The sequence below is a fragment of the Bradyrhizobium stylosanthis genome (genome assembly GCF_001641335.1).
Lineage (GTDB): Bacteria > Pseudomonadota > Alphaproteobacteria > Rhizobiales > Xanthobacteraceae > Bradyrhizobium > Bradyrhizobium stylosanthis.
This window is the reverse complement of the sequence record NZ_LVEM01000002.1, coordinates 480,290-496,474: the sequence shown is the minus strand read 5'-3', so window position 1 is coordinate 496,474 and position 16,185 is coordinate 480,290. Positions and strand designations below refer to the sequence as shown.

Annotated in this window: 15 protein-coding genes; 9 read left to right on the top strand and 6 right to left on the bottom strand. The window is 66.4% G+C overall.

From position 1 onward, the window contains the following. The first annotated feature begins 18 nt into the window (after positions 1–18). Positions 19–510 (top strand): iron response transcriptional regulator IrrA, encoded by a 492-nt coding sequence (gene irrA / locus A7X65_RS14360; protein WP_063685778.1) that lies wholly within the window; start codon positions 19–21, stop codon positions 508–510. A gap of 179 nt (positions 511–689) precedes the next feature. Here irrA and A7X65_RS14355 read toward each other — a convergent pair whose 3' ends face one another. After that, the gene (locus A7X65_RS14355; protein WP_063685776.1) at positions 690–1,220 is read right to left on the bottom strand and encodes an SH3 domain-containing protein; all 531 of its coding nucleotides are present in this window, start codon (positions 1,218–1,220) and stop codon (positions 690–692) included. 328 nt (positions 1,221–1,548) lie between these two features. Here A7X65_RS14355 and A7X65_RS14350 point away from each other — a divergent pair, with 328 nt between their 5' ends. Then, entirely contained in the window at positions 1,549–2,550 is a 1,002-nt protein-coding gene (locus A7X65_RS14350) for a 2-hydroxyacid dehydrogenase (protein WP_063685774.1), read from the top strand. A gap of 141 nt (positions 2,551–2,691) precedes the next feature. On the opposite strand, the gene A7X65_RS14345 is transcribed toward A7X65_RS14350, so the two are convergent. After that, a complete protein-coding gene (locus A7X65_RS14345; RefSeq protein ID WP_063685772.1) occupies positions 2,692–3,603 on the bottom strand; it encodes a LysR family transcriptional regulator in 912 nt (303 codons plus the stop codon). A 116-nt stretch (positions 3,604–3,719) separates the two neighbouring features. On the opposite strand from A7X65_RS14345, the gene A7X65_RS14340 reads away from it, so the two are divergent. After that, complete coding sequence (locus A7X65_RS14340) at positions 3,720–4,727, top strand: aldo/keto reductase (protein ID WP_063685770.1); 1,008 nt, start codon at positions 3,720–3,722, stop codon at positions 4,725–4,727. 9 nt (positions 4,728–4,736) lie between these two features. Here the strand turns inward: A7X65_RS14340 and A7X65_RS14335 are convergent, their stop codons facing one another. Then, positions 4,737–5,540 carry a HesA/MoeB/ThiF family protein gene (locus tag A7X65_RS14335; protein WP_063685768.1) on the bottom strand — a complete coding sequence of 268 codons (804 nt, stop codon included), beginning with the start codon at positions 5,538–5,540 and terminating at the stop codon, positions 4,737–4,739. A gap of 253 nt (positions 5,541–5,793) precedes the next feature. On the opposite strand from A7X65_RS14335, the gene A7X65_RS14325 reads away from it, so the two are divergent. After that, positions 5,794–7,152: a serine protease gene (locus A7X65_RS14325; protein WP_063687691.1), complete on the top strand. Its 1,359-nt coding sequence runs from the start codon at positions 5,794–5,796 to the stop codon at positions 7,150–7,152. 195 nt (positions 7,153–7,347) lie between these two features. On the opposite strand, the gene ggt is transcribed toward A7X65_RS14325, so the two are convergent. Beyond that, positions 7,348–9,027 carry a gamma-glutamyltransferase gene (gene ggt, locus A7X65_RS14320; RefSeq protein WP_063685764.1) on the bottom strand — a complete coding sequence of 560 codons (1,680 nt, stop codon included), beginning with the start codon at positions 9,025–9,027 and terminating at the stop codon, positions 7,348–7,350. A gap of 245 nt (positions 9,028–9,272) precedes the next feature. Here ggt and A7X65_RS14315 point away from each other — a divergent pair, with 245 nt between their 5' ends. Then, entirely contained in the window at positions 9,273–10,013 is a 741-nt protein-coding gene (locus A7X65_RS14315; RefSeq protein WP_063685762.1) for a ParA family protein, read from the top strand. Between the two features lie 230 nt (positions 10,014–10,243). Here the strand turns inward: A7X65_RS14315 and A7X65_RS14310 are convergent, their stop codons facing one another. Together A7X65_RS14310 and mutM are read right to left on the bottom strand one after the other, a co-directional pair. Next, on the bottom strand, positions 10,244–10,798 hold the full coding sequence (locus A7X65_RS14310) for a GNAT family N-acetyltransferase (RefSeq protein ID WP_063685760.1): 555 nt from the start codon (positions 10,796–10,798) through the stop codon (positions 10,244–10,246). A gap of 6 nt (positions 10,799–10,804) precedes the next feature. Next, positions 10,805–11,686, bottom strand: coding sequence for a bifunctional DNA-formamidopyrimidine glycosylase/DNA-(apurinic or apyrimidinic site) lyase (gene mutM / locus A7X65_RS14305; protein ID WP_063685758.1), 882 nt, complete (start codon positions 11,684–11,686; stop codon positions 10,805–10,807). An 81-nt stretch (positions 11,687–11,767) separates the two neighbouring features. Between mutM and ubiE the strand changes: the two genes are divergently transcribed. From ubiE to dut, 4 genes are read left to right on the top strand one after another with little or no spacing between them, the layout of a single operon-like run. Continuing rightward, complete coding sequence (gene ubiE, locus A7X65_RS14300) at positions 11,768–12,529, top strand: bifunctional demethylmenaquinone methyltransferase/2-methoxy-6-polyprenyl-1,4-benzoquinol methylase UbiE (RefSeq protein ID WP_063685755.1); 762 nt, start codon at positions 11,768–11,770, stop codon at positions 12,527–12,529. Further along, the gene (gene ubiB / locus A7X65_RS14295; protein WP_063685753.1) at positions 12,526–14,100 is read left to right on the top strand and encodes a 2-polyprenylphenol 6-hydroxylase; all 1,575 of its coding nucleotides are present in this window, start codon (positions 12,526–12,528) and stop codon (positions 14,098–14,100) included. Before ubiE ends, ubiB begins: the two co-directional genes overlap by 4 nt. 56 nt (positions 14,101–14,156) lie before the next feature. Then, complete coding sequence (coaBC, locus tag A7X65_RS14290) at positions 14,157–15,608, top strand: bifunctional phosphopantothenoylcysteine decarboxylase/phosphopantothenate--cysteine ligase CoaBC (protein ID WP_063687690.1); 1,452 nt, start codon at positions 14,157–14,159, stop codon at positions 15,606–15,608. Continuing rightward, on the top strand, positions 15,605–16,063 hold the full coding sequence (dut, locus tag A7X65_RS14285) for a dUTP diphosphatase (protein WP_063685751.1): 459 nt from the start codon (positions 15,605–15,607) through the stop codon (positions 16,061–16,063). The genes coaBC and dut overlap by 4 nt, the downstream gene beginning before the upstream one ends. The last annotated feature ends 122 nt before the right edge of the window (positions 16,064–16,185 follow it).

Sequence of the window (16,185 nt, the reverse complement as noted above, 5' to 3'; positions counted from 1 at the left end):
CGTGCCCGAAATCTGGAAATGAGCGAGAATACCGCGCCCCATCACGACGACGAGGCCCATGCCGCGGCCCTCATGTCCGGCCGTCAGCCGGCCCTGACCGGTTGCCCCTGGCACGACGTCAATGAAATGCTCCAGTCCGCCGGGCTCCGTCCGACGCGCCAGCGCATGGCGCTGGGCTGGCTCCTGTTCGGCAAGGGTGCCCGCCACCTGACGGCCGAAATGCTGTACGAGGAAGCCACGCTCGCCAAGGTTCCGGTGTCGCTGGCGACCGTCTACAACACGCTGAATCAGCTCACCGATGCCGGCCTGCTCCGCCAGGTCAGCGTGGACGGCACCAAGACCTATTTCGACACCAACGTCACCACCCACCACCATTATTACCTCGAGAACAGCCACGAGCTGGTCGACATCGAGGACCCGCATCTGGCGCTGTCCAAGATGCCGGAGGTGCCGGAGGGTTACGAGATCGCGCGCATCGACATGGTCGTGCGCCTGCGCAAGAAGCGCTGAGATCGATCCAATCTGCTGAATTCTGGCGTCATGGCCGGGCTTGTCCCGGCCATTGTCGTTTCAGGCCGTCATTCCGGGACGGTGCGCTAGCACCAGACCTCAGGCGCGCAAATTGCGCGCTGGGGAATCTCGAGATCCTGGATTCGATGCTGCGCATCGCTCCGGGATGACCCTTCGGGTCAATTCACCTGCTCGTCCGAATAGACGCCCCAGAGGCGTTCCTGCTGGATCCAGCCGTCAAAACCGTTGCCGGTGACGCGGCACCAGTTTGCAGTGCACTTCTTCACCGTCGTGACGACGCCGGCCTGGAGCCTGGCCGCAACCGCGCTGTCGGGATCGGCCCGGTCGTAGATCGGCGCGAGGTCGTCCTTGTGCTTCATGGTGACCACCGCAGTGCGGCGGCCCGACAGCAGCGAGTGATAGACCCAGCCCTCGGAGCCCTCGGAATCGCGCACCCGGCGCCAGTTCTCGAACTCGGCGGTGATTTCGACCGGCAGGCCGGCGCGGGTATAGACCCAGGCCACATCGTTGTCCTTGGTCGGGCCGGCGCGGACGTTGACGTGATCCGACTTGAGGCTGACATAGCGCGGCACCGGCAGGCCGCTGGTGGTCTGCGGGGTAGCATCCTTCGCCGAATGCGAGGGGCCGACCGAGGCGCTCCACCAGGTGCAAACGAGCGCCATCACCGAACAAAAACGCCCCAACGCCATCAACCCGTCTCCTGTCGGGGACCCGGCCAGGCCGCATCCCCACCCCAAAACCACAATGCCTGCCGCGCCCGTCCCCTGACCCGCCCCACGCGGGTGTTCCGCCAAGCCTTGACCCGTGGTTCTTGTCTTGGCCCGGCCTTCTGCTAGAGAGGACGAGCACTTGAACAACCAGTTTGCCCCGATTTTCCAGCCTGGAAATGTCGGGAGAGCTTGAAGGAAACGCCGGGGACGACACGGCAAGGGCAGTGTCGAACAACCGGGTTAATGAGGCCTGAACAGCCGTCCTTTGGCGACAGAGGCGGCCGCTCACGCCTCATGAGAGCAGGACATGTCGGTGAAGAAAAAGCCCCTCGTCGTCGTGACGCGCAAGCTGCCGGATTCGATCGAGACGCGCATGCGCGAGCTGTTCGACGCGCGGATCAATCTCGATGACACGCCGCTGTCGCCCGAGCAGCTCGCCGAAGCCGCGCGCACCGCCGACGTGCTGGTCCCGACCGTCACCGACCACATCACCGCCGACATCGTTAATCAGGCGGACTGCAAGCTGAAGCTGATCGCCAATTTCGGCAACGGCGTCGACAATATCGACGTCGAGGCCGCGCATGCCCGCGGCATCACCGTCACCAACACGCCGAAGGTCCTGACCGAGGACACCGCCGACATGACCATGGCGCTGATCCTGGCCGTGCCGCGCCGGATGATCGAAGGCGCCTCGATCCTGACCGAGGGAAAACCGTGGGCCGGCTGGTCGCCGACCTGGATGCTCGGCCACCGCATCGGCGGCAAGCGTCTCGGCATCATCGGCATGGGCCGCATCGGCCAGGCAGTCGCGCGCCGCGCCCGCGCCTTCGGCCTGCAGATCCACTACCACAACCGCCGTCCCGTTGCCCCGAAGATCGCCGAGGAGCTCGGCGCGACCTATTGGGAAAGCCTCGACCAGATGCTGGCGCGGATGGACATCATCTCGGTGAACTGTCCGCACACACCGGCGACCTACCACCTTCTGTCGGCCCGGCGGCTGAAGCTGATCCGCAAGGACGCCTACATCGTCAACACCGCGCGCGGCGAGGTGACCGACGAAGACACGCTGATCAAGCTGATCGAAGGCGGCGAGATCGGCGGCGCCGGTCTCGACGTCTACGAGCACGAGCCCGCGGTGAACCCGAAGCTGGTGCGGCTCGCCAAGGCCGGCAAGGTGACGCTGCTACCGCATATGGGCTCGGCCACGATCGAGGGCCGCGTCGAGATGGGCGAGAAGGTGATCATCAACATCCGCACCTTCCTCGACGCCCACAAGCCGCCGGACCGCGTGCTGCCGAGCATGCTCTGAGTTTTCCTCGACTGAGCGACAAGCCCTCCGTCCCTCATCCTGAGGAGACCGCGCAGCGGTCGTCTCGAAGGATGGCCACGGACGAGATCGCGGGCCTTTCATGGTTCGAGACGGCGCTTCGCGCCTCCTCACCATGAGGATCTACTGTCTCCGCGTTTCGCGCTTGCGCCAATCGCTAACGAAATCGATGAAAGCACGCAGCGCCGGCGGCGTCTGGCGCCGGCTCGGATAATACAGGAACGGGCCGGGAAACGGCTCGCACCAATCCTCCATCAGGCTGACCAGCGCACCGGACTTCAGGGCATCGCCGACATAGCCGTCGAGCGTCGCCCAGACACCGGCGCCGTCGAGCGCGGCGCGCATCGCAAGGCCCATATTGGTCGAGATCAGCTTGGCCGGCGGATCGACCTTCACGACCTGGCCGGCCTTCTCGAACTCCAGATCGTGCATGACGCCGCTCGAGTAACGCGCGCGGATGCAATCGTGCTCGAGCAGATCCTTCGGATGAAGCGGCCTGCCGCGACGCGCGATGTAGTCGGGCGAAGCCACGACAACATAGCGCTGCGGGCCGCTCAGCGGGATCGCCACCATGTCCTGCGCGAGATGCTCGCCATAACGCACGCCGGCGTCGTAGCCGCCGCTGACGATGTCGACGAAGCCGCTCTCGGAGACGATGTCGAGATCGACCTGCGGATGCTGGCCAAGGAACGGGCCGACCATCGGTGCCAGCACGAGATCGACCGCCGGCGGCGGCGCGTTGATGCGCAGCCGGCCCGAGGCGACCTCGCGCAGGCCCCGCACCTGGTCCAGGGCATCGCCGACATCGCGCAGCGCAGGCGCCACGCGCGACAGCAGCAGCTCGCCGGCTTCCGTCAGGGCGACACTGCGGGTGGTGCGGTTCATCAGGCGGACGCCAAGGCGCTCCTCGAGGTCCCGTAGCCGCTGGCTCAGGCTCGACACGGACACGCGCATATCAACCGCCGCGCGCCGGAAATTGCGGGTGCGGGCGACCGCCACGAAGGCATCGAGATCGCGCAGGTCGGGAGGATCCATTGTTCGATATAATGAACAAGCTATTCCGCATTGTCCAGCTTATCGCGGCAATGGAGCGGGCGCATATCAACCTCGTCAGGCGGCCCCGTCGGCCGCCGCTTTCGAGGAGAGCCATCATGGAACAGCGCAAACTCGGTTCGACCGGCCCCAATGTGTCCGCCCTTGGCCTCGGCTGCATGGGCATGTCGGAGGTCTATGGTCCCGCCGATCGCGGCGAAGCCATCGCCACGGTCCACGCCACGCTCGAGGCAGGGATCACGCTGCTCGACACCGGCGATTTCTACGCCATGGGTCACAACGAGATGCTTTTGCGCGAGGCGCTCGCGAATGCGCCGCGTGAAAAGCTGCAGCTCAGCGTCAAGTACGGCGCGCTGCGCGGCCCCGCCGGGGAGTTCGCCGGTATGGACACGAGGCCAGGCGCGACCAAAAACTTCCTCGCTTATTCGCTGCAGCGGCTCGGCACCGACTACATCGACGTCTACCGCCCGGCCCGGCTCGATCCCAACGTTCCCATCGAGGAGACGATCGGCGGCATCGCCGATCTCGTGAAGGCCGGCTATGTCAGGCATATCGGCCTCTCCGAGGTCGGCTCCGACACCATCCGCCGCGCCCATGCCGTGCATCCGATCGCCGATCTCCAGATCGAATATTCGCTGATCGAGCGCGGCATCGAGCGCGACATCCTGAAGACCTGCCGCGAGCTCGGCATCGCCATCACCGCTTACGGTGTGCTGGCGCGCGGCCTGATCAGCGGCCACTGGTCGAAGGATTCAGGCAAGGCCGGCCGCGACTACCGGCTGATGACGCCGCGTTTCCAGGGCGCGAATCTCGACGCCAATCTCGCGCTGGCGGAGCAGCTGCGCGCGATCGCCGGCGAGATCGGTGCCACGCCGGCGCAGGTCGCGATCGCCTGGGTCGCAGCGCAGGGCAAGGAAATCGTGCCGCTGGTCGGCGCGCGCACCCGCAATCGCCTCACCGAGGCGCTCGGCGCAACGAAGGTGGTGCTGACGCAAGCGCACCTCGCGGCGCTGGCCAAGGCGTTTCCGCCCGACGTCGCTGCCGGAACGCGTTATGCGGCCGAGCAGATGGCACATCTCGACAGCGAGAAGCCGGCCAGCGCCTGAGCGCTATAATCAATCGCGATGGGCGCTGAGATCGGCGATCACGGGCCCGTCGCCATTGAGCGGATTGGCGGGATCGCGCCCATAGCGCAGCGTCTCGAAGCGCATCGCGCGCGCATCGATCATCAGGAGGCGGCCGACGAGGCCGTCGCCGAAACCGACGATCTCACGGATCGCTTCCAGCGCCATCATCGAGCCGAGCACGCCGGCAAGCGCGCCCATGACGCCGGCCTCGGCGCAGGCCGGCACCGTGCCGGGCGGCGGCGCCTCCGGGAACAGGCAGCGATAGGTCGGATTGAACTCGCCCTGCTCGTTGGTCTCGTGCGCGCGGATGGTGGTGAGCGAGCCGTCGAAGGTGCCGAGCGCCGCCGTGATCAGCGGCCGCTTCGCGAAGAAGCAGGCGTCCGAGACCAGATAACGCGTCGAGAAATTGTCGGAGCCGTCGAGCACGAGGTCGTAATCGCCGATCAGGCCGAGCGCATTGTCGGCATTGAGCCAGGTGGCGTGGCCGACGAAGCGCACATGCGGATTGAGCGCCGAGATGCGCTCGGCCGCGCTCTCGACCTTGTGCCGGCCGATGTCGGGCGTGGTGTGAATGACCTGGCGCTGCAAATTGGACAGCGAGACCACGTCGTCATCGACCACGCCGAGCGTACCGACACCGGCGGCGGCCAGGTACATCAGGGCGGGCGCACCGAGCCCGCCGGCGCCGATCACGAGCACAGAGGCTTTCTTCAGCGCGGCCTGGCCGGGGCCACCGACATCGCGCAGCACGATGTGGCGGGCATAGCGTTCGAGTTCGTCCGGGCTCAGCATCGTACGTTCCTCTCAACCCTCATGGTGGGGAGCGCGCAACGCGCTCTCCGGACGATGCTACGCATCGCCGGGCGAACCATGAAGGCCCTGATCTCGCCCGTGACCATCCTTCGAGACGCGGCCTTTTGGCCGCTCCTCAGGATGAGGGCCTGGGTGCTTGGCTCGCTCACGAGCCTGAACCAGCGCAACATTGTTCGCGACCAACGAGATGTGCTTCAATGGCACTGCGTTCAATGGGCTGGCTGGATTTGTCATGAGATCGATGCTTGCGGCAACACTGATGTTGGCCTCTGCCACAGGCGCGAACGCCCAGATGACGGCGCCGCAGGTCCCCGGCACCAAGCCGAAAACGGTCCAGACCGTGCCGATCAAGCCGCCCGCCGTCCAGACGCCCTCGGAAACCGCCGATGCCATGGCGCAGGCCGAGCGGCTGTCGCTGCAGTCCGACCTCGCCTGGGTCGGGCAATATAACGGCGCCATCACCGGCGACGTCAGCGAGCGCATGGTCAACGCCATCAAGGAATACCAGAAGGCCAAGGGCGGCAAGCCGACCGGCGTACTCAATCCGCAGGAACGCGCCGCGCTCGCCGAGACCGCGAGGCGCAAGCAGGACGGCGTCGGCTGGAAGATCGTGATGGAGCCGACCAGCGGGGCGCGGCTCGGCATTCCCGCCAAGCTGGTGCCGCAGCAGGCGAGCGACGGCAACGGCTCGAAATGGACCTCGCCGACCGGAACCGTGCAGGTGCTGCTCAGCCGCCGCAAGGAGGCCGGCCCGACCACCGCAAAGCTCGCGGACGCCGAGAAGAAGGAGCCCAACCGCAAGGTCGACTACACCGTGGTGAAGCCCGACTTCTTCGTGCTGTCGGGTTTGCAGGGCCTGAAGAAGTTTTACGTGCGCGGCACCTTCAAAGGCGACGAAGTCCGCATCATGACGATCCTCTACGACCAGGCGATGGAGAATACGGTCGAGCCGGTCGTGATCGCGATGTCGAGCGCCTTCAACGCATTTCCGTCCACCCCGATGGCCGGACCGCCGCCGCGCAAGAACGTCGAATACGGCACCGGCGTCGTCGTCAGCGACGACGGTGCGATCCTGGCCGACCGCCTCGTCACCGACAGCTGCCTTGCGATCACCATCGCGGGCTATGGCAATGCCGACCGCCTTGCCGAGGACAAGGAGCACGATCTCGCGCTGCTGCACATCTATGGCGCGCGCGGCCTGAAGCCGCTCAGCCTCGCCAGTGGCGCGGCGAAGACGAGTGTCGACGTCATCGGCATCGCCGATCCGCAAAGCCAGGGCGGCGCGGCCGGCGTGTCGAGCGCCAAGGGCGCGCTCGCCCCGGTCACGTCGAGCGATTCCGCGCTGTCGCCGCCGCCCGCGGTGGGCTTCTCCGGCGCTCCCGCGATCGATGGCGACGGCAAGTTCGCCGGCATCGCGCTGCTCAAGCCGGCGATGGTCGCCGGACCCGCGACATCGGTGCCGTCCTCGCAGGCCGTGATGGTCGCCGCGGAAACGGCGCGCGATTTCCTGAAGGCGAACGGTGTCGGCGCGAACGGCACCTCGACCGACGCCAAGGCCGCGGTCGTGCGCGTGATCTGCGTGCGGAAGTGACTCAGGCCGCGAGCACAACTCTCGTGTCCCGGACGCGCTGCAGCGTGCAACGCTGCTGCGCAGAGCCGGGACCTATGCATCCACAAACTCCGAACGCGAAGTTGCTGGGCCCCGGCTCTGCAGCGCACCACCATAGCGCGTCGAAGACGCGCGTAAACGCGCTTATGGTGATGCGCAGCGTCCGGGGCACGAGAGCTAGGCAAGCCTGAACCTGATCCCGGCCTTCGCGAGCCCGCCCGACATTCCCACCGGTGTGCCGTCCGCGCGCCAGCAGGCCGCGCCGGTCATGGTGCCGTCGTCGTGGAAGGCGATTCCATTCATGCCGCCGGCGACGGTTGCGACCGGCTGCACCTTGTGGCCGAGCGCCGCGAGCTTCGAACGCACGCTCTCCGGCACCGCCTGTTCGACCTCGAGCGCGTTGCCCTCGGTCCAGACGCGCGGCGCCTCGACCGCTTCCTGCAGGCTCATGCCGTGGTCGATCAGATTCACCAGCGCCTGCATCGCGCTCGGGAAGATGCGTTTTCCCCCGGGCAATCCGAGCGCATAGCGCAGCTTGCCGTCGCTTAGCGCCATCATCGGCGACATCGAGGTCGTCACCCGCTTGCCCGGCGCCAGCGACAGCGCGTGGCCGGGACGCGGGTCGAACAGGTTCATGTAATTGTTGGCGATGGCGCCAAGGCCCGGGATCATGATCTTGGCGCCGAACAGATTGTTGATGGTCTGCGTGGTCGCGACCACGTTTCCAAAAGCGTCCGCGGCCGTCATATGCGTGGTGTGCGCGCCTTCGAGCTGCGTCACGCCGGCACCAAAAGCCTGCGCGCGCGCCGGATCGATGGTCCGGCGGCGCTCCTCGGCATAGGCCTTCGAGGTCAGCTGCTCCACGGGCACGCCGACATAATCAGGGTCGCCGCTGGCCGCAGCGCGGTCGGCGAAGGCGATCTTCAGCACCTCGGCGAGATAGTGGATCGTCTCCGGCGTGCCGAAGCCGAGCCCGCCGATGTCGTAGCCCTCCAGAATGTTCAGCATCTGCGCGATATGCACGCCGGACGCGGCCGGCGGCGGCGGCCCGAGAATGGTCCAGCCGCGATAGTCGGCGCGGATCGGCTGCCGCTCGACCGTCCTGTAAGCCGTGAGGTCATTGCGGCGGATGAAGCCGCCGGCCTTCTCCATGTAGTCGGCGAGGATGTCGCCGAGCGGCCCCTCATAGAGTGCGGTCGCGCCGTGGTCGGCGATATAGCGCAAGGTTTCGGCATATTCGGCCTGCACCACGCGCTCGCCGACCTTGAGCGGCTCGCCGTTCGGGAGGAAGATCGCTGCAATCGGCTTGTCCTTGCGCATCTCGGCGGCGCTCTCGCTGATGCATTCGTGCAGGTATGGCGTCGTCGCATAGCCGCGCGCGGCATGCTTGATCGCAGGCTGCATCACATCGGCAAGGCTCATGGTGCCGAACCTTTGCAGCGTCTCGCACCAGGCCTTGAGCGAGCCCGGCACCGCGACGGCCTTCGACCCGTTGAGGTTCTCGTTGCCGACGGTGTCGAACACGTCGTGGGCCGAGCCAGGCTTCGACGTATAGGTGGTGTCGCGCACTGCCGCCGGCACCGTGCTCTGGCCGTCGATGAAGCGGTGGCTGCCGTCGGCGAGGCGGATATGGGCCATGCCGCCGCCGATGATGCCGACCATCATCGGCTCGACCACGGTCAGCGTGAACAGGGTGGCGATCGCGGCATCGATGGCATTGCCGCCGGCGGCCAGCATCTCGGCGCCGGCGCTGGAGGCGAGCGGATGGTTGCTGACCACCATGCCGCGGCTCGAGACCGCCGGCATCTTCTGGCAGTCAAAGGTGGTTGCCGTCCGGTCGCGCCAATTGCCGCTCATGCTCGTCCCTCTCACATTCACAGCGCGAGCACATCATAGGCACAACTACGGGTCCAGTATTGGTACGGATTAGCTGGCATTCCCGATTCTGCCATCATCGTTGGCGTTGATTCGGACATCCGCGGTCCCCCTTTGGACCGGGCAGGGCACGTCCTGAGCGAGAAGAGCTCAGCATCGAGAAGCGATGCACGTTCGCGTGTGGCGTTACCCCAAAGACCCAGGCATTCCAAAGGATTCAACTTCCAATGCATACGATCGTACTGGCCACCCAAAAGGGTGGCAGTGGCAAGAGCACGCTTGCCATCGGCCTCGCGCTGGCAGCCAAGCAGGCCGGCTTCACCGTCCGCCTGATCGAGACCGACCCGCAGGGCACCCTCTCCAACTGGCAACGCCGCCGCAACAATGACGACATCGTCGTCGAGCCGATCTATCACGCCGCCGACATCGCGCCGCGCCTGAAGATGCTGGCCGACAGCGGCCTCCAGCTCGCGATCGTCGACACCGCCGCCGGCCTGTCCGCCGCGACCACCGCCGCGATCCGCCATTCCGATCTCTGCCTGATCCCGGCCCGCCCGAGCGTCGCGGACATCGAGGCGACCGTCTCGACGCTGAGCGTCGCGCGCGCCTGGAAGCGGCCCTACAGCTTCGTGCTGAACCAGACCCCGATCCGCGGCCAGCGCATCGACAACGCCGCGGGCGCGCTCGCCGAGGAAGTCGCGCTCGATCTGTCCGAGGTGCTCGCGCGCCCGCTGATCGTGATGCGCAACGACCATCAGGACTCGCTCGCCAGCGGCCTCGCCGTCAGCGAGTTCGCGCCGAACGGCAAATCGGCTGACGAGATCCGCGGCCTCTGGCGCTGGGTCGAGACCCGGCTCGAGCTCGAAGCCACGACCAATGTCCTGATCGACCAGGTCATCTCGGCGGCCGACGGCATGCTGCACATCGCCGACCTCGCGACCGACGAGACCACGCCCCTGGCGTCCTGAGCGGGGCGATCGCCCGGACGACAGCCGGCCCTTCTCCATCCGGAAGGGCCCCAGCGACGAAGCAATCCGGCCACCAGCCCGGCCGGATTGCTTCGCTTCGTGGCCTTATGCACTCACCTGTCCGTCATGCCCGGGCTTGTCCCGGGCATCCACGTCTTGGCTACAGGGAGGAAGAACGTGGATGCCCGGGACAAGCCCGGCCATGACGCCAAGACAGCATCGCCCTTCAATCACGACCTGCCGCGCAGCCAGGCCTCACGCCGCACGATCCATTTCTCGGACCGAGTCTGTCCGCTGTGATGGGCAAGCTCGATGAAGCCGACGAACTCTGCACCGGTCTTCTGCTTGACCCGCCGCGAAGCCTCGTTGGTGGCTGCATTGCAGACGTAGAAATGATCCAGGCCGAGCGTGAGGAATGCAAAGTCGTTCACCGCGGTAATGGCCTCCGTCATCAAGCCACGGCTCCAGTAAGGCTCGGCCAGCCAGAAGCCGCGATTGCCTTTTGCACCGTCGGCATAGGGGCGGAAATGAATATTCCCGATGGCCTCGCCATCGCTGCCTTTCAGCACAAGGACCCAATGATAGAGAGCCTCGCCGGCTGAGATCTTGTCGAGCTGTATTCTGACGAAGGTCTCCGCTCCATCGGCCGGATACGGCCAGGGCACGACGGCCGCGAGATGCCGGATGATGTTCCAATTGTCGAAATGGCGCTGGATCGCCGGCACGTCGGACAGCGCGAGCGGGCGCAGGATCAACCGTTCGGTTTCAAGCTGCGGCGTCTGCATGGTCCGTTATTTCTGACATTTCGGGCACCAGAAGGTCGAGCGGCCGTTCTGGGTGAAGCGCTTGACCGTGCCGCCGCAGCGCGGCGTCGTGCATGTCTCGCCCTCGCGGTCATAAACCTTGAAGGAGTGCTGGAAATAGCCGAGCTCGCCGGTGGTCTGGCGATGGTCGCGCAGCGACGATCCACCGGCCTTGATGGCATCGTTCAGCACGGTGTGGATCGCGCCGACCAGACGCTTCGCATGATCCGTCGGCTCGCCCTTCTTCGTCGACAATGTCGCGGCAATGCGTCGCGGCGACAGATGCGAGCGGTGCAGCGCCTCGCAGACATAGATGTTGCCAAGCCCTGCCACGACGCGCTGGTCGAGCAGCGCGGCCTTCAGGCTGGTGGCCTTGCCCTCGCAGGAATGCGCCAGCATCGCGGCGTCGAATTCGTTGCCGAGCGGCTCGGGTCCGAGCCCGCGCAGCAGCGGCTCGTCCTCGAGCGCATTGCGCGCGATCACTTTCATGTAACCGAAGCGGCGCGGATCGTTGAAGACGATGTCGGCGCCCGAGGACATCCGAAACAGCACGTGGTCGTGCGCGGAATCCTTGGCCTTCGGATAGTGAAACTCGCCCGGCTGCGCCTCGTTGTCCGGCTTGATGACGCGGAACGAGCCCGACATGCCCAGATGCATCAGCAGCACGTCGCCGGAGCCGAGATCGGCCATGAGATATTTTGCACGGCGTCCGAGGCCCGTGACGACCTGCCCCTGGAGCCGGGCCACGAAGTCGGGCTGGAAGGGGAAGCGCAGGTCCGGCCGGCGGGCCTCCGCAACCACGATTTTCGCACCCTCCATGACGGGCTGAAGGCCGCGGCGGACTGTCTCGACTTCGGGCAATTCAGGCATGGTCAGGCATTCACCTTATGAGGGCGGTGTGATAGCGCCATTGCGGCGGGCAGGCTATGGTCCGCCCTGCGGAGTAGAGTAATGGATCGGCCCGGCGAAACCACGCATTTTGGCTTCAAAGACGTTCCCCTGGGGGACAAGCAGACGCTGGTGAACGATGTGTTTCACAGCGTGGCGTCGCGCTATGACTTGATGAACGACCTGATGTCCGGTGGCCTGCACCGGGTCTGGAAGGACATCATGATCAACGCGCTGGACCCGCCGAGGAGCGACCGGCCGTTTGCCCTGCTCGACGTCGCCGGCGGTACCGGCGACATCTCGTTCCGCGCCGCCAAGGCGGCAGGCCCAGGCTTCCATGCCACCGTCTGCGACATCAATTCCGACATGCTCGCGGTCGGCCGCGAGCGTGCCGCCAAGCGCCATCTCGAGACCCAGGTCGATTTCGTCGAAGGCAACGCCGAATCGCTTGGCTTCGCCGACCGCAGCTTCGACGCATATACGATCGCTTTCGGCATTCGCAACGTGCCGCGGATCGACCTTGCGCTGAGCGAGGCCTATCGCGTGCTGAGGCCCGGCAGCCGCTTCCTGTGCCTGGAATTCTCGACCGTCGAGATGCCCGGCCTCGACAAGATCTATGATCTGTTCTCGTTCAAGGTGATCCCGCCGCTCGGCCGCATGGTCACGGGCGACGCCGAGTCCTATCAATATCTCGTCGAATCGATCCGCAAGTTTCCGAAGCCCAACGTCTTCGCCGACATGATTCGCGACGCCGGCTTCTCCCGCGTGAGCTGGCAGACATTGTCCGGCGGCATCGTCGCACTGCATTCGGGCTGGCGTTTGTGATCTCTGCCATCACCCACATTGCGCGCCTGATCCGCGCCGCGTTCGTGTTTGCGCGCGAAGGCGTGTTCGGCTCGGTCGATCCCAGCCTGGTGCCGCCGCCCGGACAGCTCGCGCTGAAGCTTGCGCGCATCGTCGAGCGCCGCGGCGTCAAGCAGGGCCCCCGAATCTCGCGCGCGCTGACGCGCATGGGCCCGGCCTATCTCAAGCTCGGCCAGTTCCTGGCAACGCGCCCCGACGTGGTCGGCTTTATCATGGCGCGCGACCTCGAAAGCCTTCAGGACCGGCTGCCGCCGTTCCCGCAAGCAGAAGCGGAAGCCGCTATCGCGACCTCGCTGGAACGGCCGCTGAAGGATGTCTTCGTGACCTTCGGCCCGCCGGTGGCGGCCGCCTCGATCGCCCAGGTGCATCGTGGCGAGGTGCTGCACGACGGCATTCGCAAGCCCGTCGCGGTCAAGGTGCTCAGGCCGAACGTGGCCGCGCGTTTCCGCCGCGACCTCTCGGATTTCTTCTTCGTCGCACACAAGGCCGAAGCCTATTCGTCCGAAGCGCGGCGGCTGCGCCTGATCGAGGTCATCAACACCATGTCGCGCTCGGTCGCGATGGAGATGGACCTGCGGCTGGAAGCTGCGGCGCTGTCCGAGATGGCGGAGAACACGCAGAACGATCCAGATTTCCGCGTGCCGACCGTCGACTGGGACCGCACCACGCACAACGTGCTGACGATGGAGTGGATCGACGGCATCGCGCTGAACGATCACAAGCGCCTCGCGGAAGCGCAGGTCGATCTGCCCGATCTTGGCCGCAAGGTGATCCAGAGCTTCCTGCGTCACGCGCTGCGCGACGGCTTCTTCCACGCCGACATGCATCCGGGCAATCTGTTCCTCGATGACGCCGGCCGCCTCGTCGCGGTCGATTTCGGCATCATGGGCCGGCTCGGCATGAAGGAGCGGCGCTTCCTCGCCGAGATCCTGCTCGGCTTCATCACCCGCGATTATCGCCGCGTGGCGGAAGTGCATTTCGAGGCGGGCTATGTGCCCGCGCACCATTCGGTCGAGAATTTCGCGCAGGCCATCCGTGCCATCGGCGAGCCCATCCACAACCGCACCGCCGAGGAGATCTCGATGGCGCGGCTTTTGACGCTGCTGCTCGAGGTCACCGGCCTGTTCGACATGACGACGCGGCCCGAGCTGATCCTGCTGCAGAAGACCATGGTGGTGGTCGAGGGCGTCGCCCGCGGCTTCGATCCCAGGCTCGACATCTGGAAGGTCGCCGACCCCGTGGTGCGCGAATGGATCGAGCGCAATCTCGGCCCGATCGGCCGGGTGCAGGGCGCGATTGCCGGCGGCGGTGACATCGCGCGCGTGCTGATGCGCATGCCCGACATCGTGCAGCGCTCGGTGGCGGCGCTGGAGCAGCTCGAGACCATGACCCGGGAGGGCATCCGCCTGTCGCCGGAGAGCATCGCGGCCATGGGCCGCAGCGAGGGCCGCAAGAACCGCTGGCGCACCGTGGCGCTCTGGATCATCGCAGCCACCTTTATCGGCATCCTGATCGCCGTCCGGAATCTGTGATTGCACTGCAATCACAGCGGTGATAGCATCGCTATCATTCCGTGCTGGAGGGCGTCATGGCAAGCCTGACCATCCGCAAGCTCGATGAGGGCGTCAAAACCTATCTGCGCCTGCGCTCGGCCAGAAACCGCCGATCGGTCGAGGAAGAGGTCCGCATCATCCTGGGCGAGCTGATCCAGGGCCATGAGGAGCCGCTGACGCCGATGGCCGCTCCGCCGGACCACGCGCCGGCGCCTGTCTCCCAGCGCACCGGCGCCGTTCCCGAGGCCAGCGTCACCCTGATCATCGGCGGCGGAATCGCGGCCTACAAGTCGCTCGACCTGATCCGCAGGCTGAAGGAGCGCCGCATCGAGGTCCGCTGCGTGCTGACCCAGGCCGCACAGCAATTCGTCACGCCGCTGGCGGTCAGCGCGCTCTCGCATGAGCGCGTCTATACCGACCTGTTCGACCCCCAGAGCGAGTTCGACGCCGGCCATATTCGCCTCGCGCGCGACTGCGACCTGATCGTGGTGGCGCCCGCGACCGCGGATCTGATGGCGAAGATGGCGAACGGCCACGCCGACGACCTCGCCAGCGCCATCCTGCTCGCGACCAACCGCAAGATCCTGCTGGCGCCGGCGATGAATCCGCTGATGTGGAATAACGCTGCGACCCGCCGCAACGTCACGCAGCTCCAGCGCGACGGCGTGGTGCTGATCGGACCCAATTCCGGCGAGATGGCGGAAGCGGGCGAAGCCGGTGTCGGCCGCATGTCGGAGGCGATCGAGATCGCCACCGCGGCCGAGCGCCTGCTGCGGCCGCCGGTGCCGAAGCCGCTCGCCGGCAAGCGCGTGCTGATCACAGCGGGCCCGACGCACGAGCCGATCGATCCCGTGCGCTACATCGCCAACCGCTCCTCCGGCAAGCAGGGCTTTGCCATTGCCGCTGCCGCGCAGGCCGCAGGCGCCGAGGTGATCCTGGTCAGCGGCCCGGTCGATCTCGACGATCCCGCAGGCGTCACCGTCAAGCACGTGGAATCGGCGCGGCAGATGCTGGAGCAGGTGCAGGCCGCGCTGCCCGCCGACATCGCGATCTTCGCCGCCGCCGTGGCCGACTGGCGGGTCGCCAACGAGGGCGAGCAGAAGCTGAAGAAGACGTCGGCCGGCATGCCGCCGCTGCAACTGGTCGAGAACCCCGACATCCTCGCCACGATCTCGAAGCTCACCGAGAAGCGCCCGCCGCTGGTGATCGGCTTTGCCGCCGAGACCGAGCATCTCATCGACAACGCCAAGTCCAAGCTCGCCCGCAAGGGCTGCGACTGGATCGTCGCCAACGACGTCTCGCCCGCCACCGGCGTGATGGGCGGCGACCGCAACACGGTTCACCTCATCAGCCGCAAGAATGGTGAGAAGGACGGCGAGATCGCAGTTGATTCCTGGCCCGTGATGTCCAAGGAACAGGTCGCCATCGAACTGGTCGCGCATGTCGCCAAGAGCGTGACCGGCAAATCCCTGGAGCCCGCATCTTGAGCACGAAGGTCACCGTCGAACTGCAACGCCTCGCCCATGCCGAAGGCCTGCCGCTGCCGGCCTATCAGACGGCGGACGCCGCCGGCCTCGACCTGATGGCGGCGGTGCCGGACGCCGAACCGATGACGCTCGCCCCCGGGCAGTATGCGCTGGTGCCGACCGGCCTTGCGATTGCACTGCCGCCCGCGCACGAGGCGCAGGTGCGGCCGCGTTCGGGGCTGGCCGCCAAGCATGGCGTCACCGTGCTCAACACGCCGGGAACCATCGACGCCGACTACCGCGGCGAGATCAAGGTGATCCTGATCAATCACGGCAGCGCGCCGTTCGTGATCAAGCGCGGCGAGCGCATCGCGCAGATGGTGATCGCCCCCGTGCTGCAGGCCGCGCTGGTTCCGGTGGCGACCTTGTCCGCCACCGATCGCGGCGCCGGCGGCTTCGGCTCGACCGGCCGCTAACGCACGGCAATCCCAGCCGAATCACCCGAAGAATTACGTACGTCCGGAACCGCGCGGCCGGCATTTTTTTGGGGCCGCGTTTGCGTTCACGATCTGGACTCTTACCGGTGGAGTCACGGTGG